18 protein-coding genes are annotated in these 19,669 nt (G+C 65.6%); 10 read left to right on the plus strand and 8 right to left on the minus strand.

Annotated features, from left to right (window positions below; all coding sequences use genetic code 11):
- A partial coding sequence (locus tag ACXJL8_RS04425) for a DUF3459 domain-containing protein (RefSeq protein ID WP_456684667.1) occupies window positions 1-648 on the plus strand: 648 nt, incomplete at its 5' end.
- A 1-nt stretch (window position 649) separates the two neighbouring features.
- Window positions 650-3,433, plus strand: coding sequence for a malto-oligosyltrehalose synthase (treY, locus tag ACXJL8_RS04430; RefSeq protein WP_456617972.1), 2,784 nt, complete (start codon window positions 650-652; stop codon window positions 3,431-3,433).
- 3 nt (window positions 3,434-3,436) lie between these two features.
- Here the strand turns inward: treY and ACXJL8_RS04435 are convergent, their stop codons facing one another.
- Entirely contained in the window at window positions 3,437-3,754 is a 318-nt protein-coding gene (locus ACXJL8_RS04435; RefSeq protein WP_456617973.1) for a polyhydroxyalkanoic acid system family protein, read from the minus strand.
- Window positions 3,755-3,933: 179 nt separating this feature from the next.
- Between ACXJL8_RS04435 and ACXJL8_RS04440 the strand changes: the two genes are divergently transcribed.
- Window positions 3,934-4,098, plus strand: coding sequence for a DUF3309 family protein (locus ACXJL8_RS04440; protein ID WP_106945843.1), 165 nt, complete (start codon window positions 3,934-3,936; stop codon window positions 4,096-4,098).
- 113 nt (window positions 4,099-4,211) lie between these two features.
- Here the strand turns inward: ACXJL8_RS04440 and ligD are convergent, their stop codons facing one another.
- Complete coding sequence (gene ligD, locus ACXJL8_RS04445) at window positions 4,212-6,887, minus strand: DNA ligase D (RefSeq protein WP_456617974.1); 2,676 nt, start codon at window positions 6,885-6,887, stop codon at window positions 4,212-4,214.
- Between the two features lie 120 nt (window positions 6,888-7,007).
- Here ligD and ku point away from each other — a divergent pair, with 120 nt between their 5' ends.
- The gene (gene ku, locus ACXJL8_RS04450) at window positions 7,008-7,892 is read left to right on the plus strand and encodes a non-homologous end joining protein Ku (RefSeq protein WP_456617975.1); all 885 of its coding nucleotides are present in this window, start codon (window positions 7,008-7,010) and stop codon (window positions 7,890-7,892) included.
- Window positions 7,893-7,989: 97 nt separating this feature from the next.
- On the opposite strand, the gene ACXJL8_RS04455 is transcribed toward ku, so the two are convergent.
- From ACXJL8_RS04455 to ACXJL8_RS04480, 6 genes are all read right to left on the minus strand, one after another.
- On the minus strand, window positions 7,990-8,679 hold the full coding sequence (locus ACXJL8_RS04455) for a response regulator (protein ID WP_456617976.1): 690 nt from the start codon (window positions 8,677-8,679) through the stop codon (window positions 7,990-7,992).
- Entirely contained in the window at window positions 8,676-11,399 is a 2,724-nt protein-coding gene (locus ACXJL8_RS04460) for a DUF4118 domain-containing protein (protein ID WP_456617977.1), read from the minus strand. The genes ACXJL8_RS04455 and ACXJL8_RS04460 overlap by 4 nt, the downstream gene beginning before the upstream one ends.
- Before the next feature lie 40 nt (window positions 11,400-11,439).
- Window positions 11,440-12,045 (minus strand): K(+)-transporting ATPase subunit C, encoded by a 606-nt coding sequence (locus ACXJL8_RS04465; protein WP_456617978.1) that lies wholly within the window; start codon window positions 12,043-12,045, stop codon window positions 11,440-11,442.
- 109 nt (window positions 12,046-12,154) lie between these two features.
- Window positions 12,155-14,269, minus strand: coding sequence for a potassium-transporting ATPase subunit KdpB (gene kdpB, locus ACXJL8_RS04470; RefSeq protein WP_456684668.1), 2,115 nt, complete (start codon window positions 14,267-14,269; stop codon window positions 12,155-12,157).
- Between the two features lie 49 nt (window positions 14,270-14,318).
- Window positions 14,319-16,022 carry a potassium-transporting ATPase subunit KdpA gene (gene kdpA / locus ACXJL8_RS04475; protein WP_456617980.1) on the minus strand — a complete coding sequence of 568 codons (1,704 nt, stop codon included), beginning with the start codon at window positions 16,020-16,022 and terminating at the stop codon, window positions 14,319-14,321.
- A 112-nt stretch (window positions 16,023-16,134) separates the two neighbouring features.
- The gene (locus tag ACXJL8_RS04480) at window positions 16,135-16,224 is read right to left on the minus strand and encodes a K(+)-transporting ATPase subunit F (RefSeq protein ID WP_456617981.1); all 90 of its coding nucleotides are present in this window, start codon (window positions 16,222-16,224) and stop codon (window positions 16,135-16,137) included.
- A 619-nt stretch (window positions 16,225-16,843) separates the two neighbouring features.
- Here ACXJL8_RS04480 and ACXJL8_RS04485 point away from each other — a divergent pair.
- From ACXJL8_RS04485 to ACXJL8_RS04510, 6 genes are all read left to right on the plus strand, one after another.
- Window positions 16,844-17,311, plus strand: a complete 468-nt coding sequence (locus ACXJL8_RS04485) for a hypothetical protein (RefSeq protein ID WP_456617982.1) — start codon at window positions 16,844-16,846, stop codon at window positions 17,309-17,311.
- Window positions 17,312-17,332: 21 nt separating this feature from the next.
- Window positions 17,333-17,611, plus strand: a complete 279-nt coding sequence (locus ACXJL8_RS04490; RefSeq protein ID WP_456617983.1) for a hypothetical protein — start codon at window positions 17,333-17,335, stop codon at window positions 17,609-17,611.
- Between the two features lie 132 nt (window positions 17,612-17,743).
- Window positions 17,744-17,998, plus strand: a complete 255-nt coding sequence (locus ACXJL8_RS04495) for a hypothetical protein (RefSeq protein WP_456617984.1) — start codon at window positions 17,744-17,746, stop codon at window positions 17,996-17,998.
- A 24-nt stretch (window positions 17,999-18,022) separates the two neighbouring features.
- Window positions 18,023-18,940, plus strand: a complete 918-nt coding sequence (gene dapA / locus ACXJL8_RS04500; RefSeq protein ID WP_456617985.1) for a 4-hydroxy-tetrahydrodipicolinate synthase — start codon at window positions 18,023-18,025, stop codon at window positions 18,938-18,940.
- 26 nt (window positions 18,941-18,966) lie between these two features.
- Entirely contained in the window at window positions 18,967-19,362 is a 396-nt protein-coding gene (locus ACXJL8_RS04505) for a hypothetical protein (protein ID WP_456684669.1), read from the plus strand.
- A gap of 112 nt (window positions 19,363-19,474) precedes the next feature.
- Window positions 19,475-19,666: a hypothetical protein gene (locus ACXJL8_RS04510; RefSeq protein WP_456617987.1), complete on the plus strand. Its 192-nt coding sequence runs from the start codon at window positions 19,475-19,477 to the stop codon at window positions 19,664-19,666.
- Window positions 19,667-19,669 lie beyond the last annotated feature (3 nt).

The following is a 19,669-nucleotide window of genomic DNA, read 5'->3' on the forward strand; positions in this document are numbered from 1 at the left end:
GAGCCGAGCGGCGCATTGCCGCCGGCGACCTTCGTCAATTTCCTCCAGAACCACGATCAGATCGGCAACCGCCCGCTCGGCGACCGGCTCGAAAGCCTGGCATCGCCCAGGCAGATCGAGGCTGCGCTGGCGGTGACGCTTCTGGCTCCCATGATCCCGATGCTGTTCATGGGCGAGGAATGGGGCTCGACGGCGCCCTTCCCGTTCTTCTGCGACTTCCAAGGCGGGCTCGCCGATGCCGTGCGCAAGGGCCGTCGGCAGGAATATGCCTGGGCCTACGAGAAATACGGCGACGAGGTGCCCGACCCGCTCGACCCCGCGACGCTGCAATCGGCCGTGCTCGACTGGACCGGCCGCACGCCGGAGCAGAATGCACGGCTCGCTCTGGTGCGAGACCTGCTCACGCTCCGCCGCAAGGAGATCGCGCCGCGGCTGAAGGGCGCGACCTTCGGCGACGCCGAGGCGAGCGACAACGGCTTGCTGGCCGCGCATTGGCGCATGGGCGACGGAACGACGCTACGCCTCGCCGCCAATCTGTCGGACCGGGAGATCGCGCATTCCAACGACAGCGCGGGCACGCCGATCTGGGGCGCCGCGGCGGGCGGCCGGCTTCCGCCCTGGTCGGTGGTCTGGCGCCTCGGAGGTTAGCATGCCTCCCGCCATCCCTCTTGCGACCTACCGGCTTCAGCTCACCGCGGATTTCGACTTCGACAAGGCCGCCGAGATGGTGCCTTACCTGAAGGCGCTGGGGATCACGCATCTCTACGCCTCGCCGGTGATGAAGGCCCGCAAGGGCTCGACCCACGGCTACGACACCGTCGATCACAGCCAGTTCAACCCCGAGCTCGGCGGCGAGGCCGGTTTTGCCCGGCTGAGCACGGCGCTGAGCCAGCATGACATCGGTCTCATCATCGATTTCGTGCCCAACCATGTCGGCGTGCATTTTGCCGACAATCCATGGTGGCTCGACGTGCTGGAATGGGGACCGACGTCGCCGCATGCGGCAGCCTTCGATATCGACTGGGACCTGCTGCCCCACCGCGCCCGCGGCGGCGTGCTGCTGCCGATCCTCGGCTCGTCCTATGGCGAGGCCCTGGAGCGCGGCGAGATCGAACTGCGCTACGATCCCGAACAGGGCAGCTTGTCCGCCTGGTATTTCGAGCATCGCCTGCCGATCGCGGCGGAGCGCTATGGCGAGGTGCTGCGGATGGTCGTCAAGGAAGCGGACGCCGCCGAGACCGAAGCCGGCAAGCGCGTGCTCGCGCTTGCGGCGCGCCACACCGGATTGCGCCGTCCCAATCGCAAGGAAGCGCCGGGCTTCAAGGCCGAACTCAGGGACATCGCGGGCGCGGCCGACATCATCGCGCGCGGCCTCGGCGCCTATCGCGCGGCAAAGGACCGCCCGGCGCAGACCCTGGCGCTGCATCATCTGCTCGAGCGCCAGCACTACAAGCTCGGCCATTGGCGGCTTGCCTCCAGCGACATCAACTATCGCCGCTTCTTCGACGTCAACGGGCTTGCGGGTCTGCGCGTCGAGGACCCCGGCACATTCGCCGCCACCCACAGGCTGGTGAAGCAATTGGTCGCCGACGGAAATTTGCAGGGCATCCGTCTCGACCACATCGACGGCCTGCGCGACCCCGCGCAGTATTGCCAGCGGCTGCGCCGCCTCGTGCGCGACGCGCAAGGCGCGACGAAACCGTTCTATACCGTGATCGAGAAGATCCTGTGCGAGCACGAGCGCCTGCCGCACTTTGCCGGCGTTCACGGCACCACCGGTTACGAGTGGATGAACGTCATCACCCAAATGCTGGTCGATCCCAGGGGACTGGACGCGCTGGACGAAACCTGGCGGCAGATCAGCAACCGGCCGCCGCGGCTTGCGCCCTATGTCAAGGACGCCAAGCGGCGCGTGCTGGAGACGCTGCTCACCAGCGAATTCACCGTGCTGACGCGGCTGCTCGCGCGCATCGCCAACGGCCACTACTCGACCCGCGACTTCTCGGCCGACAGCCTGCGGCAGGCGCTCGAGCTCTACGTGCTGCATTTTCCGGTCTATCGCACCTATCTCACGTCCGGCGCGCCTGCCGCGCACGACCGCAAGCTGATCGACGACACGATCGCGCGTGCCCGTGCGGAGTGGTTCGCCGCGGACGAGGGCATTTTCGACTTCCTGCGCGATGCCCTGACCATGGACCTGCTCAAGCCCGGCCGTCACCCGCACAGCGCCCCGCGCGTGCGCCGCTTCGCGCTGAAGGTGCAGCAATTCACCGGGCCGGTGATGGCGAAGTCGCTGGAGGACACCGCCTTCTACCAATTCCACCGCCTGCTCGCGTTGAACGAGGTCGGCGGCGATGCCGCGAGCACCGGTCTTGCGCTTCCCGCCTTCCACGAGGCCATGCAGGCCCGCGCCAGGGAGTGGCCGCACGGCATGACCGCGACCGCCACGCACGATACCAAGCGCGGCGAGGATGCGCGCGCGCGGATCGCGGCGCTCAGCGAGATTCCCGGCGAGTGGACCAGTACGGTGGCACGCTGGAAGGTGTTGAACGCACCGCACCTCGCGCTCCGCGGCAATCTGCGTGCGCCGTCGGCGACATTCGAATACATGCTCTACCAGACCCTGCTCGGGGCATGGCCGCTCGAGGGCCCGGACGAAGGCTTCGTCGAGCGCATCCAGGCTTACGCGCTCAAGGCCGCGCGCGAAGGCAAGGAGGAGACGAGCTGGCTCAATCCCCACGAGACCTACGAGGCCGGCATACGGGACTTCGTCGCCGGGATCCTCGATCCTGCGCGGTCGCGCGAATTCCTGGAGGCGCTGCAAACCCTGGCCCGCCGCGTCGCGCTGCTGGGTGCGTTGAATTCGCTGAGCCAGCTCACGCTCAAGGCGACGCTGCCGGGCGTCCCGGACTTCTACCAGGGCACCGAATTCTGGGACCTGTCGCTGGTCGATCCCGACAACCGCCGACCGGTGGATTTTGCCGCGCGGCATGCGGCGCTGGCATCGCCGGAAGCTCCGGATTGGCGCGGCCCGATCAAGACCTGGCCCGATGGCCGGCTCAAGCTGGCCTGGACGCGGCACCTGCTCAAGCTGCGCCATGAGCTCGCCGACGTCTTCACACATGGCGACTACCAGCCGCTCGGGGTGAGCGGCGCCCACGCCGACCATGTCGTCGCCTTCGCCCGCCGCCACGGCCGCACTGCTGCGATCGTGGTGACCGGGCGCATGTTGGCACCGTTCACGCAAGCCGGTCGCGAATGGCCGATCCTCGAGGAATTTGACGCGACGGTCGACATCACGGGCTATGCTGCGCCAGGCCTCGCCGGCAATCAATTGCCGCTTGCGCAGGCGCTTCGTGATTTTCCCGCTGCCGTCATCGCCGCGCGCAGCACAGCCGCGGCAAGGCCGGCCCGGCAGCGCGCCCGCGCCTGAACGCTATTTTTTCTCGTCCTTCGTCAACAGCAACTGGCCGCGCTTGCGGATCGTGGCCTGCGCCATTTCGGCGAAACGCTGCAACAGCCACGGCAACACCACCTCGACCCGCACATGGTCGTCGGCGACGTCGACCTGGCCGGTCGCGATCTGTCCGAGCGCACGGATGCGGAAATTCATGGTGTCGCCGCTCCAGCGCTCCTCCTCGACCTGCATCACGGGAATGCTGGCCGACGCGCGGCCGAGCCCGGTCTTGAGCCGCCGCACCGCCTCCTCGCGGCCGAGACGATGGGGAATTGAAACGACAAGCGGTGCTGTCATGGCCCTACCCAATAGCGATCGATCCTCACCGAGTCATGCCAGCTGGACGGACAAAGGTTCCATGCCAGTTGGCCAACCTTGCCGTGTTTCAGATTCGGAACTTTAGAACCTGCGGCAAGTTGCCCCTTCATAAGGGACAGGTGCAACGACCCTTTCGACAAAGGGCTGAGGAGATTCGCATGTCTATCGGTACAATCATTCTGATCATTCTGGTCATTGCTCTGCTTGGCGGCTTCAGCGGTATCGGCGGCGGCCCGTTCTACGGCACCGGCTATTACGGCGGCGGCGGCCTCGGGCTCATCATCGTCATCCTGCTGATCCTGCTCCTGCTGGGACGGATCTAGCCAAGTCGGTCATTCCGGGGCGCGCGCAAGCGCGAACCCGGAATCTCGCGCCGCAAACCTCTGGATTCCGGGTCTGCGCTTCGCGCAGCCCGGAATGACGTTTACAAGAGCGACTACTTCATCTTCGCCGCGAGCTTCTTCATCGCCGCCTTGATCGGCGTGGCGGCATCGTCATAGCCGTCCCACGCCTTCGATCGCGGCAGCAGGCCCGGCACGGTCCGCACCGTGTAGCGCTTCGGATCGAGATCGCCTTTGACCTGCGCCCAGGTGACCGGCATCGACACCGTTGCTCCATCACGTGCACGCGGCGACAGTGGCGCTACCGCCGTCGACAGGCGATCGTTGCGCAGGTAATCCAGAAAAATCTTCCCGTTGCGCAGCTTCTTGGACATGTTGAGCAGATAACGCCCGGGATCGTCGTCGGCCATCCACTGGCAGACGCCTTGCGCAAAGGCCTTGGCTTCCTTCCAGCTCACCTTGTCGCGCGCGCCATGGAGCAGCGGCACAACCACGTGCAGGCCCTTGCCGCCGGTGGTCTTGCAAAAGCTCTCCATGCCGACGTCGGCCAGCCGCTGCCGCATCTGCTTGGCCGCCTCGACCACGTCGGCAAAATCGACGTCCGGCGCCGGGTCGAGGTCGAACACCAGCCGGCCCGGCGTGTCATAGGCGTCCGGCGCGCAATTCCAGGGATGCAGTTCGAGGCCGCCGATCTGCGCCACCGCGGCAAGGCCCTCGACACGGTCGATCTGCAAATACGGCTTGCGATCACCGGAGACTTTGGCGAGCTCGAGCAGGTTCGAGCCGCCCTGCATCGCATGGCGCTGGAAGAATTTTTCCCCGCCGATGCCGTCGGGTGCGCGCAGGATCGAACAGGGGCGGCCCTTCAGATGTTCGATCATCCAGCCGCCGACCGCCTCGAAATAGCGCGCCAGATCGAGCTTGGTGACGCCCTCGCCGTCGCCGCCGTCCGGCCACAGCTCCTTGTCCGATTTCGAAATCACGACGCCCATCACCTCGGCGCTGCCGCCCGCCTTTGTCTGTTTGACGGACTTCGCCTTGGTGCGGGACCTGGCCGAAGGCTGGGCGAGCCCGGTATCGACGGGCGTTTCCGCCTCGACCTCCTCGGCCGGCTTGTCCTGCCGCAGGCCCTTGAATGCCGCCTGGCGAATGTTGCCGTCGGCGGTGAAGCCCGCGAACTCGATCTCGGCGACGAGCTCCGGTCGCACCCAGTGCACGTCGCGGGTCTTCTTCGGCGCATTCTTGCCGCCGAAGGGACTCTCACTCGACGCGGCCTCTTTCAGCAACGGCATGATGTGCTTGACCTTGTCGGCGCCAAAGCCGGTGCCGACCATGCCGACGAAGACGAGGTGATCGCCGCGATAGACACCGGCCATCAGCGAACGGAATTTTCCGGCCGTGGTCTTCCAGCCGCCGATCACGACCTCTTGGCCGGCGCGGCATTTTGCCTTGGTCCAGCTCTCGGTGCGGCCGGAGCGATAGGGTGCGTCGAGCTTCTTCGACACCACGCCCTCGAGCTCGAGCTTGCAGGCCGATTGCAGCACGGCGTCGCCGCCGCTCTCGAAATGCTCGACATAGCGGATCTGGCTCGTCTTCCGCTTGCGCGCGTCCAGCAGCTCCTTGAGGCGCGCCTTGCGCTCGCCGAGCGGAAGCCGGCGACAATCGAGGCCCTCGGCAAACAGCAGGTCGAAGGCAAAGAAGATGAGATCTCCGGTCTTGCCGTCCGACAGCGCGGCCTGGAGCGAGGAGAAGTTTGGCGCGCCATTGTGGCCGAGCGCGATGATCTCGCCGTCGATCATCACGTCCGGCAGCGCGTCCGCCTCCTTCGCGATCGACGCGAACTTGTCGGTCCAGTCGAGCCCCTTGCGGGTCTTCAGCGTCGCCTTGCCGTCCTCGACCCGGAGCTGCACGCGATAGCCGTCGAACTTGATCTCATGGTACCAGCCCTCGCCGGACGGCGGACGCTCGACCGAGGTGCAGAGCTGCGGCGCGACGAAGTCCGGCATCTCCGAGACTTCGCTGGCGGTCGTGGCCGTGGTCGGCTTCTTCCTTGCCGCCTTGGGCTTGCCGCCCTTCAACGCCGCGCGGGGCGCCGGCTTGACGGTCCGCCCTTTCGTCTCCTCCGCACGATTGGACTGCCAGACAGCATCGGCCTTGCTCACGGCGCCTCTCGCCAGCATGAACGGCTTTGGCGCACGGCCCTTGCCGTCCGCGATCTGCTCCATCGCGCGGCCGGAGGCGACAGACTTGTCCTCGGCTAGAATGTCCTCGCCCTCGGCGGCATATTCGTCGCGGTGCTTGATCAGGAGCCAGTTGGTGCGCTTGCCGCCGGTCCGGTCATTGCGCATCCGCACCAGCACCCAGCTCCCGTGCAGCTTCTCGCCGTGAAGCGTGAACTTCAAATCGCCCTTCTTGAAGCCGCGTTCGGGATCGTCGGCCTCCCAGGTGCCGCGGTCCCACAGCATCACGGTGCCGCCGCCGTACTGGTCCTCCGGGATCGTGCCTTCGAAATCGCCATAGTCGAGCGGATGATCCTCGACCTCGACCGCCAGCCGCTTGTCGTGCGGGTCGAGCGAGGGTCCCTTGGTCACGGCCCAGGATTTGAAGACGCCATCGAACTCGAGCCGCAGATCGTAGTGGAGCCGGGTCGCGTCGTGCTTCTGAATGACAAAACGCCGCTGCTTCGACGGTGCGACCGCCGACTCGCCCGATGGCTCCGGCGTCTTCTCGAAATCGCGCTTCTTGCGATAGGTGGAAAGGTTTCTCAGCACGACCGGGTCCCGCTCTTGTCCTCGCCCCTCAAGCCTATCACGGCAAAAGTCCGCCYCGGAACCAAAACCCCGGAGCCCCGTTGGAGTTCCGAAAACGCCTTGAAAACACTGGAGAATGAGATGGCTCCCCGCGCCTATTGGAAAGGGACGCTGAAGCTGTCCCTCGTGAGCTGCCCCGTCCTGCTCTACCCCGCCACGACGGCGGCCGAGAAGACGCGCTTTCACATGATCAACCGCGAGACCGGAAACCGGTTGAAGCAGCAGATGGTCGATTCCGAGACCGGCGACGTCGTCGAGAGCGATCAGAAGGGACGCGGCTACGAGCTGCGGAAGGGCAAATATGTCGAGATCGAACCGGAAGAGCTCGAGGCGGTCCAGATCGAGAGCAATCACACCATCGACATCGAGAGCTTTGTACCGAGCGACGAGATCGATCAGCGCTACCTCAACCATCCCTATTACATCGCGCCCGAGGGCAAGGCCGCGATCGACGCCTTTGCCGTGATCCGCGACGCCATGAAGGACGAGGGACGCGTCGCGCTCGCCAGGATCGTGCTCACCAATCGCGAGCACGTCATCGCGATCGAACCACTCGGCAAGGGCCTGCTCGGCACCACGCTGCGCTACCCCTACGAGCTGCGCGACGAGGACCAGTTCTTCGACGACATCAAGAGCCCGAAGATCACCAAGGACATGGTCGAGCTCGCCGGCCACATCCTGCACACCAAGGCCGCGCATTTCGACCCCGGCAAGTTCAAGGACGAGTATGAGAACGCGCTGAAGGCGCTGGTGAAGCGCAAGGCAAGCGGCAAGAAGATCGAGCTGCCGGAGCCCGAGGAGCGGCCGAGCAATGTCGTCAGCCTGATGGATGCGCTGAAGCAGAGCCTGAAGGGGCGCGGGGGAGGACGGACGTCGGCCAAACCGCGTGGGCGGCGGACGACAGGGCGAGGACGAGCCGCGAACAAGGTGCACCGGTCGACGGCGCGACAGAGGAAGGCGGGTTAGCAACCCCACCGTCATTCCGGGGCGCCTCGAAGAGGCGAACCCGGAATCTCGAGGTTCCGGGTTCGATGCTTCGCATCGCCCCGGAACGACGGCTAAGTCAATCCCCCGCCTTCAGCCGATACCCGATCCCCGTTTCCGTCAGCACATATTGCGGCCGTTCCGGATCGGACTCGATCTTCTGGCGGAGCTGGCGGACATAGACGCGCAGATATTGCGCGTCGGTCAGCTCGTCCCAGAGCTCCTTGAGCAGGAAGCGATGGGTCAGCACCTTGCCGGCGTGCTGGACCAGCACGCGCAAGAGGTCATATTCCTTCGGCGACAGTTTGACGTCGCGCTCACCGAGCTTGACGATCCGGCGCACCAGATCGACGGAGAGATCGCCGGTGCGGAAGACCGGGCGCTCGCCCTGGACCTGAAGCTGGTGCCGCAGCGCGGCGCGCAGGCGCGCCAGCAGTTCGTCCATGCCGAACGGCTTTGTCAGGTAATCGTCGGCGCCGAGGTCGAGCGCCTGCACCTTGCCGGCCTCGTCGCCACGGCTCGAGAGCACCACGATCGGCACGCTTTCGTTGCGCGCGCGTATCGTGCGCAGCAGCTCATGGCCCTGGATATCGGGCAGGCCGAGATCGAGGATGATCAGCGCGGGCTCTTCCGCGAGCTTTTCCAGCGCGGTCTTGCCGTTTGACGCCTCCAGGATCTCGTAACCCTGCGTCGTCAACCCCATCCGCAGCAGCTTGCGGATCGGCGGCTCGTCGTCGATGACAAGAACCTTGATCGGGGCAGCACTCATGCGGCGGTATCCAATGCCTGGGTCTGTGCCGGGATGGGCAGACGGATGGTGAGGATCGCGCCGCTCCGGTCGCCCCGGTTGGCGGCCGAGATCGTGCCCCGCATCGCCTCGACGAAACCGCGGGAGATGGCAAGCCCAAGCCCGGTGCCGGGACGGACATGGTCCCCCTTCTGCGCGCGATAGAACTTGTCGAATACGCTCTCGAGCTCGTCTGGCGGAATGCCGTCGCCTTCGTCGGCAATCTGGAGCACCACGTGATCCCTGTCGCGCTGGCCCTTGATCGAGATCGTGGTGTCGGGCGGCGAATATTTGGCGGCATTGTCGAGCAGGTTGAACAGCACCTGTTCGAACAGCACGGCATCTAACTGGAGCATCGGCAGATCGGCGGCCAGCACCAGCTCGACCTTGTGCGCGATCAGGATCTTGGCTGCCCGCCGGAGCGCGCTGCCGGCGATCTCGCCGAGATCGTGCAGCGCCGTGTTGGGCACGATGGCGCCGGATTCGAGCTTGGTCATGTCGAGCAGATTGGCGATGAAGCGGTTGAGCCGCTCGGACTCGTCGATCACGGTGGCGAGCAGGTCGCGCTTCTCGGTGTCGGACAGCGCACTGGCAAGATCGCGCATGGTCGAGGCCGCGCCGAGAACGGACGCCAGCGGCGTCTTCAGGTCGTGCGAAATCGACGTCAGCAGCGCCGAGCGCAGCCGCTCGGATTCGATGGTGCGCTTGACGCGATCCATGTCCTCGACCAGCAGCACGCGTTCGATCGCGAGCGCGCCCTGGTCGACCAGCGCGTCGAGCAGCCGGCGCTGGTCCGGCGTCAGCAACGGGCCGGTGCGATCGTTGTCGATGCCGATCACGCCGATCGGGCCGCGCCCGGTGCGCATCGGCAGGAACAGCCGCTTGGCGCCGGGCAGCGTATCCGAGCCGCGGCCGGCGGGACGATCATTGCTCCAGGCCCAATTGGCGGCGGCAAGATCGGCCTGGTCGAGCTGGTCCTCGGGCGGATAGCCGGATTTCACCGTGAGCAGCCCGTCCTCCGGCAGCAACAGCACGACGCGCACCTTCAGCATCAACGCAATCTGATAGGCGGTTGCCCACAAGACGTCGTCGAGCGTGGCGGTGCCGGCGAGCTTCCGGCTGAAGGCATAGAGCTGCTCGGTGGTCCTGATGCGACCGATCGCGGTGTCGGCCTGGGTGCGCACCCGTCCCGCGACGTTCGACACCACGAACGCAATCAGCATGAAGAAGAAGAACGCCGCGACATTGGTCGGGTCGGTGATGGTAAACGTATAGACCGGCGGCAGGAAAAAGAAGTTGTAGGCCAGCGACGCCGCGACGCTCGCAAGCAGCGACGGCCACAGCCCGTAGCGCACGGCCACGGCCACCACCGCGGTGAGGAACATCAGGTCGACGTTCTCGACACCGAAATACGGCTTGATGGCCGTTGCTGCCACAAGGCCGAGCGCGGTGATCCCGAGTGCCTTCAGATAAGGAAGCGCATCGAACGGCTCGGTCCGTGCCGCGGTCTGCACCGCGGTCTTCGGTGGCGGCTCGCTCGCGAGCTCGTCGCCAGGGATGACATGCACGCTGATATTGCCGGCGCGGCGCACCAGATCGTGCACGACCGAGCCGCGCGTCATCTCGAACCAGCGCGAGCGCGTCGACTTGCCGATCACGATCTGGGTGACGTTGTTGCCTTGCGCGAAATTGATGACGTCGTCGGCGATGCGGCGGTCGACGGCGGGAATGGTCAGCGCCTCGCCGCCGAGCGCTTCGGCAAGCCGCAGCGTATCGGCGAGCCGGTCGCGCTCCTCGTCGGAGAGCTGGAGCGAGCGCCGCGTCTCGATCGAGACGGCCGTAAACGGCGCATGCAGCCGGTCGGCCAGCCGCTTGGTATAGCGCACCAGCCCGGCCGCACGCGGATCCTCGCTGACGCAGACGAGGATGCGCTCACCCGCGGCCCAGGGGCCGGCGATCGCGTTCGCCTGCATGTGCGTGAGGAGCTGCTCGTCGACCCGTTCCGCCGTGCGCCGCAGCGCCAGCTCACGTAGCGCGGTCAGGTTGCCCGGCGAGAAATAATGCTCGAGCGCCCGCTCGGCCTGCCTGGGGACATAGACCTTGCCCTCCTTCAGCCGCTGGATCAAATCGTCGGGCGTGAGGTCGATCAGCTCGATCGCATCGGCGCGGTCGACGATGGAATCCGGCACGGTCTCGCGCACCCGCACATGGGTGATCTGCGCAACGACGTCGTTCAGGCTCTCGATGTGCTGGATATTGACGGCGGTATAGACGTCGATGCCATGGGACAGCAGCTCCTCGACGTCGAGATAGCGCTTGGGATGGCGGCTGCCGGCGGCGTTGGTATGGGCGAGTTCGTCGACCAGCGCGATTTTCGGGCGGCGCGCGATCACGGCGTCGAGGTCCATCTCCTCGACCGTCTGGCCGCGGTAGTCGAACTTCTTGCGCGGGATCACTTCGAGGCCGCGCACCAGCGCCTCGGTCTCGGCACGGCCATGGGTCTCGACGAAGCCGACCACGACGTCGATGCCGGCCTTGCGCCTGGCATGGGCGCTTTGCAGCATCTCGTAGGTCTTGCCGACGCCGGGGGCGGCGCCGACGAAGATTTTCAGCTTGCCGCTCGCGCTCTCCTCCCGGCGCGCGGCTTCCAGCAGCGCCTCGGGAGACGGACGTTGTTCGGGATCGCGGCGTTCACGGACCATCAGGCCAATATAATCATCCGCGCGCCGCCAGCCTAGAGCGCTACTTCGCGGCAACGCGATCGAGCGCGAGGTTTAGAGCAAGGACGTTAACCCGCGGTTCGCCGATCAGGCCGAGCAGGCGGCCCTGGGTATTGGAGGCCACGAGCTGCTTGACCTGATCGTCCGACAGATTCCGCGCCTTTGCCACGCGCGGTACCTGGAATTCTGCGGCTTCCGGCGAGATGTCCGGATCGAGGCCGCTGGCCGAGGTGGTGACCAGGTCTTCCGGTACGGCGGCGTTCGGATTCTCCGCCTTCAGCTTGTCCACGTCTTCCTTCAGCCGGTCGGCCAGCGCCTTGCTGGTCGGGCCGAGATTGGAGCCGCCCGAATTGGCCGCGTTGTAGGGCGCCGAGACCGTCTTGGTCGAATCATTCGGGTCGGGCGCAACCGTCGCCGAGAGGCGGCCGTGGAAATATTTGTCGTCCTTGAACTCCTGCCCGATCAGGGCGGAGCCGACCACCTTGCCGTCGCGCTCGATCAGGCTGCCCTGCGCCTGGGCCGGGAAGATCGCGCCGGCAATGGCGGTCATCGCGAGCGGATAGGCAAGTCCGGTGATGGCGGTGAGCACCAGCAGCAGGACGATGGCGGGGCGGATTTCTCTGAGCATTTTTGGTCTCCTATGTCTTCCGTCATTGCGAGCGAAGCGAAGCAATCCAGTGTCTTTCCGCGGAGGCAGTCTGGATTGCTTCGTCGCTTCGCTCCTCGCAATGACGTGGTTAAGCCAGGTGCAAGGCAACGACGACGAGGTCGATCGCCTTGATGCCGATGAAGGGAATGACGATCCCGCCGAGGCCGTAGATCAGCAGGTTGCGCCGGAGCAGCGCGCCGGCACCGACTGCGCGATAGGCGACGCCTTTCAGCGCCAGCGGGATCAGCCCGATGATGATCAGCGCGTTGAAGATGATCGCCGACAGGATGGCGCTCTGCGGGCTCGACAGGTTCATGACGTTGAGCACGTTGAGCTGCGGGTAGAACGCGAGGAACATCGCCGGGATGATCGCGAAGTATTTTGCGACGTCGTTGGCGATCGAAAAGGTCGTCAGCGCACCGCGCGTCATCAGGAGCTGCTTGCCGATCTCGACCACCTCGATCAGCTTGGTCGGGTTGGAGTCGAGGTCGACCATGTTGCCGGCCTCGCGCGCGGCCTGGGTGCCGGTGTTCATGGCGACGCCGACGTCGGCCTGGGCGAGCGCAGGCGCGTCATTGGTGCCGTCGCCGCACATGGCGACCAGCTTGCCCTTGGCCTGCTCGTCACGGATCAGCTTGAGCTTGTCTTCGGGGGTTGCCTGCGCCAGGAAGTCGTCGACGCCGGCTTCCGCCGCGATCGCGGCCGCCGTCATCGGATTGTCGCCGGTGATCATGACGGTGCGAATGCCCATGCGGCGCAGCTCGGCAAAGCGCTCGCGGATACCACCCTTGACGATGTCCTTGAGCTGGATGACGCCGAGCAGCTTGCCGTCCTTGGCGACCGCAAGCGGCGTGCCGCCGGCCTTGGAGATCTCGTCCGCAATGGCCTGGACCTCGCGGCCGACCTCCGAGAGCACCGCAGGCTGGATGGCGCGGGCGGTGTTGCCGGACGCAACCGCCAGCGTTGCACCGCCACCGACATAGTTCAGCATCGAATCGACCGCGCCCTTGCGCACCGACGAGCCGCCGGCATCGACACCGCTCATGCGGGTCTGCGCCGTGAACGGGATGAAAGTGGCGCCAAGCTCGGCCATGTCTCGGCCACGGATGCCGTATTTCTCCTTCGCCAGCACGACGATGGAGCGACCTTCCGGCGTCTCGTCCGCCAGCGAGGCGAGCTGGGCCGCGTCCGCGAGCTCCTGCTCGGTCACGCCGCGAACGGGGCGGAACGCGGTGGCCTGGCGGTTGCCAAGCGTGATCGTACCGGTCTTGTCGAGCAGCAGCGTGTCGACGTCGCCGGCGGCTTCCACCGCGCGTCCCGACATCGCCAGCACGTTGAAGCGGACCAGGCGGTCCATGCCGGCGATGCCGATCGCCGACAGCAGCGCGCCGATCGTGGTCGGGATCAGCGTCACGAACAGCGCGACCAGCACGACCACCGAGATCGAGCCGCCGGCATAGGCCGCGTAGCTCGGAATGGTGACGGTGGCGAACACGAAGATGATGGTGAGGCCAGCCAGCAGGATGTTGAGCGCGATCTCGTTCGGCGTCTTCTGTCGTTCGGCGCCCTCGACCAGCTTGATCATGCGGTCAATGAAGGTCGAGCCCTGGGCTGCCGTGATGCGGACGCGGATCCAGTCGGACAGCACCTGCGTGCCGCCGGTCACCGCCGAGCGGTCGCCGCCGGATTCTCGGATGACGGGCGCGGACTCGCCGGTGATGGCGGCCTCGTTGACGGACGCGACACCCTCGATCACCTCACCGTCGGAGGGAATGGTATCGCCGGCCTCGACCAGCACGATGTCGCCGACCTTGAGGCTCGTGCCGGGCACGAGCTTGAAGGTCTGGCCGGTGCCGGTCAGCAGCTTGGCCTGGCTCTCGGTGCGGGTCTTGCGCAACGATTCGGCCTGCGCCTTGCCGCGGCCTTCGGCGACCGCTTCGGCGAGATTGGCGAACAGCACGGTGAACCAGAGCCAGAGGATGATCTGGAAGGTGAAGCCGAGGTTCTCGCCACCCGTGACGAGGTCTCGCAGGAAGATCACCGTGGTGAGCGCGGCCACGATCTCGACCACGAACATCACGGGGTTCTTGATCATCAGCCGCGGATCGAGCTTGGTGAAGGCAGCGCGGATCGCGGGCACGACGATCTTGGGATCGAGCATCGCCGAGACGGAAGCGCGTTTTTGCAGTTTCATGGTATCCATGGAGGTCACTCCAAACAATCAGAAGGCTGTCGATCAGAAGACTTGTCGATCAGAAGACTTGGCCGGCGTTCATCGCGAGCTGCTCGACGATCGGGCCGAGCGCGAGCGCCGGGAAGAAGGTCAGGCCGCCGATGATCAGGATCACGCCGACCACGAGGCCGACGAACAGGCCGCCGGTGGTCGGGAATGTGCCCGCCGACGGCGGAATGGATTTCTTGGCGGCCAGCGAACCCGCGATCGCCATCGCCGGGACGATCATGAAGAAGCGGCCGACGAACATCGCGCTTGCGAGCGTGAGGTTGTAGAACAGCGTGTTGCCGGTGAGGCCCGCAAAGGCCGAGCCGTTGTTGCCGGTCGCCGAGGTGAAGGCGTAGAGCACCTCGGTGAAGCCGTGCGGCCCGGCATTCGCCATCGAGGCGACCGCCGCCGGATAGACCACGCCGACCGCGGTCCAGCCGAGATACATCAGCGGCAGCACCAGGATCGCGAGCATCGCCATCTTGACCTCGCGCGCCTCGATCTTCTTGCCGACATATTCCGGCGTGCGGCCGACCATCAGGCCCGCCACGAAGATCGCGAGCACGACGAACAGCAGCATGCCGTAGAGGCCGGCGCCGACGCCGCCGATGATGATCTCGCCGAGCTGCATGTTGATCAGCGGGATCATGCCGCCGAGCGCGGTGAAGCTGTCATGCATGGCATTGACCGCGCCGCAGGACGCCGCCGTCGTGATCACGGCGAACAGCGACGACGCGACGATGCCGAAGCGCACCTCCTTGCCCTCCATGTTGCCGCCGGTCAGGCCGAGCGCATGCAGCGTCGAGGTACCGTTGGCTTCGGCCCAATAGGTGACGGCGACACCGGCGAGGAACAGCACGCCCATCACGGACAGGATTGCCCAGCCCTGGCGCTGGTTGCCGACCATGCGACCAAACACGTTGGTCAGCGCCGCGCCGATCGCGAAGATCGACAGCATCTGGATGAAGTTCGACAGCGCGGTCGGATTCTCGAAAGGATGCGCGGCGTTGGCGTTGAAGAAGCCGCCGCCATTGGTGCCGAGCATCTTGATCGCGACCTGCGAGGCGACGGGGCCAAGCGCGATGGTCTGCTTGGCGCCTTCGAGCGTCGTGGCCTCGACATACGGCCCCAGCGTCTGCGGGATGCCCTGCCAGACCAGGAACAGCGTGTAGACGACGCAGATCGGCAGCAGCACATAGAGCGTGGTGCGGGTGACGTCGACCCAGAAATTGCCGACCGTGCGCATCGAGGCGCGCGAGAAGCCGCGGATCAGGGCGACCGCGAGCGCAATGCCGGTTGCCGCCGACAGGAAGTTCTGGTGCGTCAAACCAAGCATCTGCACGAGGTACGAGATCGTGCTCTCGCCGCCGTAGTTCTGCCAGTTGGTGTTGGTGATGAAGGAGATCGCGGTGTTGAAGGAGAGATCCTGGGCGACCGCACCCTGCCCGGCCGGATTGAAGGGCAGCACGGCCTGGAGCCGCATCACGCCGTAGATGATGAGGAAGCCCCCGATATGGAACAGCAGCATGGAGACCGTATAGGTCAGCCAATGCTGCTCGCGCCTCTCGTCGACGCCGGAAAACCAGTAGATGCCGGCCTCGATCGGGCGCAGCACCGGCGACATGAACGTCCGCTCGCCGTTGAACACGCGCGTCATGTACCAGCCGAGCGGCTTGGTCAGCGCAACGACGATGGCGCAATAAAGAATGATCTGGAGCCAACCGATCATAGTCATGGCATTAACCCTTTAGGCTTTGTGTCCGGCGCAGGAGCGGCAGGAGCAGCGCAAGCAGGCAGGCGACGAGCGTGGCGTCGGCCAACAGCAATTTGACAAGCAGCAGCACGGATCAGAACCGCTCGGGCCGCAGCAACGCGTAAGTGAGGTAGAACAGCAGGCCGAGCGAGACGGCGCTGGCGAGCGAATAATCGAAGATCATGGTCCGCTCCATCAAAGCCGTTCGCAGGCGTAGGTGTAGCCGATCGCGAGCGCGAAGAAGCCGAAGCCCAGCGCCAGCATCAGAATGTCCATCATGGCGATACTCCTCATTACGAGACGATATCCGGCGCAACCTGTGTCTGGCCCCGGCGGACCGCTTGCCGCGCCCGAATGCAACGCGTCTCGCGCGGCGCCCGGCCGGAACTTTCACCGCGATGAAGTGCCATCGCGCACATAGGTTTTCGAGATGAGGCCTATGGCGAAGTTATAGGAATCTCATAAAGGCCGGCACGTCGCGACCGGCGGCATGTGACACCGACAACGCATTCCAGGCGGTCGTGCGGAGAGGCGGCACAGCGACGCGGTCCACCATCACCATCGCCACCGATTGTTACGGCAGACCGCGGCCAGGGTCTTTTCAAAAAGCCTGTTTGTATAGGACTCCACCTGCGGCAGAGACGACAGTCGGGAATGGGCGCCGTCCGTGCTTCTCGCCCGGAAGCACGGGCACTTATGAAATCCTTATATCTCCCGCCCCCTTCTCATCTCGTTTTCAAATGCCCTTCCAGCCATCTTGGGAATGCCGGCCGACTGACCGACACCAATTCCAGGAGGCCTACATGACCGCCGCACTCCGACGCTACGATCCACCTTCGCTCGGCGAACGCCTGCGCAATGCGCATACGATGACACGGCCACTGATGCGCGAGATCATTGATCTCGCCTGCCGGCGCCTTGCTTCGCCCGGACAGAGCGAGCGCTCGACGCACGTCATGCGCCTGATCGATGCGGAGGCCTGGACTGATGCCGCGCTGGCGCTGATGGCTGTCGAGCTGCCGCTGTGGCAGGTCCGCCGCATCGCCTATGACGAAGGCGAGTGGCATTGCGCGCTGTCGCGTGAACGCGAATTGCCGGACTGGCTGGACGCCGCGGTCGAAGCCCACCACACCGATCTCGCCCTCGCCCTGCTGTCGGCCTTCGTCGAGGTGCGAGCATTGGCCGTGGAGGTGTCGCGGCCCAGCGTCCCCTCCGTGCGCCCGACCCTGGACCCGCTCTACGAACCGGTCGGCTGCGATAATTTCGGCTAGGATGCCAAACGGGATTTGGCCTTGTCGCAATCTCCGGACATGCCGCGCACGCTGAGCCCGACGCGCGTGATGGCTCGATTTGCCGTCCGCATCGCGCTGCTCGCCACCTTTGCCGCATTCGGCAGCATCGGCTTTGGCCGAAGCCTCGCCGCCCTGCTCTGGATGTCGATTATCCTGTGCGCCCTCGCCGGCCTCATCAGGCGCGAGCCGCTGTTCGGCGCGGCGCTCAATCATTGGGACGAAGCTGTCGCCTTCGGCGCGCTGTTCGCGCTGGTCCACATCGCCAATGATGTGGCCTGAGCGGCCGGCTTTATGAGCTTCCTATGAGATCGTCGCGCGGCCTCACTCGAAATCATATTCGCTTGAACTGATATTGATCGAACGGTTGCGGGCTCGCGCCCGCCACCTCCGTCAATCGGAAGGAATAAGTAAATGAAACTCGTCGAACCTCCCTCGTGCAGCTCCCCTTCGACCATCGTTTTCATCGGCCGTAACCACAGGGGACAATGGGTCGCGCAGGAGCAGAACGGCCTCTATGGCGGCCTGTTCGTCAGCCGCGCCCAGGCCATCAAATACGCGCTGTTCGAGAACGGGCAGCATCCGGAGACCATCGTCGAGCTGCCGCGCGAGATCGAGCTCGACATGGGCAAGAGCCCCAACAGCGATATCTCGCGGCGCGCCGCCTGAGCCGGCGCCTTCAGGCGAAAAGCCATGTTCATCCCTCCCTCAGCCTGGTTCACCGGCTTCATCCCGGACATGCCGACCCCGTTCGATGCGGCGGATGCGATCGACCTCGAGGCGTTCGCCGCACTCTGCGAGCGGCAGGTCGCCGCCGGCGTTCCCGCGCTCGTGGTCTGCGAGACGGCCGGCGAGGCGCCGACGCTCTCGCCGGCCGAGCAGGAGCTCGTCATTCGCACCGCCATCGACGTCGTCCGCGGCCGCGTGCGGGTCATCGCCGGCGCGATGTCGAATGCGACCGGCCATGCCATCGAACTCGCGCGGCGGGCGGAGGCGGCCGGTGCCGATGCCGTCATGTCGGTGGTGCCGGCCTACAACAAGCCGATGCAGGAGGGGATGCTGGCGCACTTTCGCGCCATTTCCGGTTCGATCGGTTTGCCGATGATCCTGCACGATGTTCCCTCGCGCACGCTGCGCCCGCTCGCCGACGAGACGCTTCTGCGTCTCGTCGAATCCCGCCGGTTCGTGGGCCTGCGCGATGGCAGCGGTGACATCACCCGCCCGCTGCGCCTCGCCCGACACCTGCCGGCGGGCTTTCGCCTGCTGTCCGGCGACGACGCCACCACTTTCGGCTTCATCGCGGATGGCGGCGACGGCGCGATCTCGGAGATTGCCAACGTCGCGCCGGATCTCTGCCGTACCATCTACTCGCACGTCAGGCAGGGCCGCCTGCAGTCCGCGCGCTACCTGCACAGGCGCCTCGTTCCGCTCATCGTCTGCCTCTCCAGGGAGAGCCCGGCGGCGCTCAAATACGCCCTCAGCGTGCTTGGCCTGATGTCGGCAGAGACACGGCTGCCGATTGTGCCGCTGGACGCGGCCGCGCGGAGAGAGGTGGTACGAGCATTCGCCGCGATCGCCGATGAGGAGCTGATCGACAGCATCAGAGCCTGACGCGTCGAGGGCGATCCGGATATCGCATGCTGCAATCAGTCGAAGGACCCCATAGGCTGCTCCGCGCCTGGAAGCTGGCGCTGCTGCGCTTTGCCGTGACGCTGGATGATTCCGACAGGCTCAATGTCGCGGCACTCGCGGCTGAGCTCGATCGTCAGGGCGGCCRCCACAGCACCGAGGACTCTCTCCACTTCTTCCGGCGAACCAGCTCCCAGCTCTGTGCGGCCATCAGCGGTCAGCAACAGAATGCGGAAGCGACCCTGCAATGCTTCTGCGAGCAGATCGAGGAACCGCGATTGCGGCTCGCCTTTGCCGCTGCCATCGGGATGACGCTTTCGGCCCCCGCATCGTCTCAGGCTCGACCGAAGCGCAATCCCGACCTGTTCAGAGGGCTGCCGTCGCGGCGATCGGCGTCTTTATGACATTCCTATACGGCGGCCTCGGCGCTCATCTCGCAATCCTACGCGGCGATCGACATCATACGAGGTGGAATGGAGCGGCCGTTTCGCCGCGCCACGGACAAGGACTTCCAAAATGTCGATGCTGACACATGGCTTTGACCGGCCCTTCGACGAGGTCGAACAACGGCCGCGAATCTCGAAGGAACGCAAGGCCCAGCTCAAGCGCCTCGCGCTGAGCGCACTGGCCCTGCTCTCGATGGGCACCGTGCTCACCGCGTTCATCGCGCTGAAGACCGCGATCTATGTCTGGCACCTTCACGCCTGACCG

This window comes from Bradyrhizobium sp. P5_C11_2 (assembly GCF_054049755.1).

Bases quoted from the DNA above. Each gene is read 5' to 3' on its own strand.
- ACXJL8_RS04455 (WP_456617976.1), bottom strand. From the start codon at position 8,679: ATGAGTGCTGCCCCGATCAAGGTTCTTGTCATCGACGACGAGCCGCCG.
- ACXJL8_RS04435 (WP_456617973.1), bottom strand. From the start codon at position 3,754: ATGACAGCACCGCTTGTCGTTTCAATTCCCCATCGTCTCGGCCGCGAG.
- ACXJL8_RS04465 (WP_456617978.1), bottom strand. From the start codon at position 12,045: ATGCTCAGAGAAATCCGCCCCGCCATCGTCCTGCTGCTGGTGCTCACC.
- kdpB (WP_456684668.1), bottom strand. From the start codon at position 14,269: ATGGATACCATGAAACTGCAAAAACGCGCTTCCGTCTCGGCGATGCTC.
- ACXJL8_RS04495 (WP_456617984.1), top strand. From the start codon at position 17,744: ATGAAACTCGTCGAACCTCCCTCGTGCAGCTCCCCTTCGACCATCGTT.
- treY (WP_456617972.1), top strand. From the start codon at position 650: ATGCCTCCCGCCATCCCTCTTGCGACCTACCGGCTTCAGCTCACCGCG.
- ACXJL8_RS04440 (WP_106945843.1), top strand. From the start codon at position 3,934: ATGTCTATCGGTACAATCATTCTGATCATTCTGGTCATTGCTCTGCTT.
- ku (WP_456617975.1), top strand. From the start codon at position 7,008: ATGGCTCCCCGCGCCTATTGGAAAGGGACGCTGAAGCTGTCCCTCGTG.
- ACXJL8_RS04510 (WP_456617987.1), top strand. From the start codon at position 19,475: ATGTCGATGCTGACACATGGCTTTGACCGGCCCTTCGACGAGGTCGAA.
- kdpA (WP_456617980.1), bottom strand. From the start codon at position 16,022: ATGACTATGATCGGTTGGCTCCAGATCATTCTTTATTGCGCCATCGTC.
- ACXJL8_RS04485 (WP_456617982.1), top strand. From the start codon at position 16,844: ATGACCGCCGCACTCCGACGCTACGATCCACCTTCGCTCGGCGAACGC.
- dapA (WP_456617985.1), top strand. From the start codon at position 18,023: ATGTTCATCCCTCCCTCAGCCTGGTTCACCGGCTTCATCCCGGACATG.
- ACXJL8_RS04460 (WP_456617977.1), bottom strand. From the start codon at position 11,399: ATGGTCCGTGAACGCCGCGATCCCGAACAACGTCCGTCTCCCGAGGCG.
- ACXJL8_RS04480 (WP_456617981.1), bottom strand. From the start codon at position 16,224: ATGATCTTCGATTATTCGCTCGCCAGCGCCGTCTCGCTCGGCCTGCTG.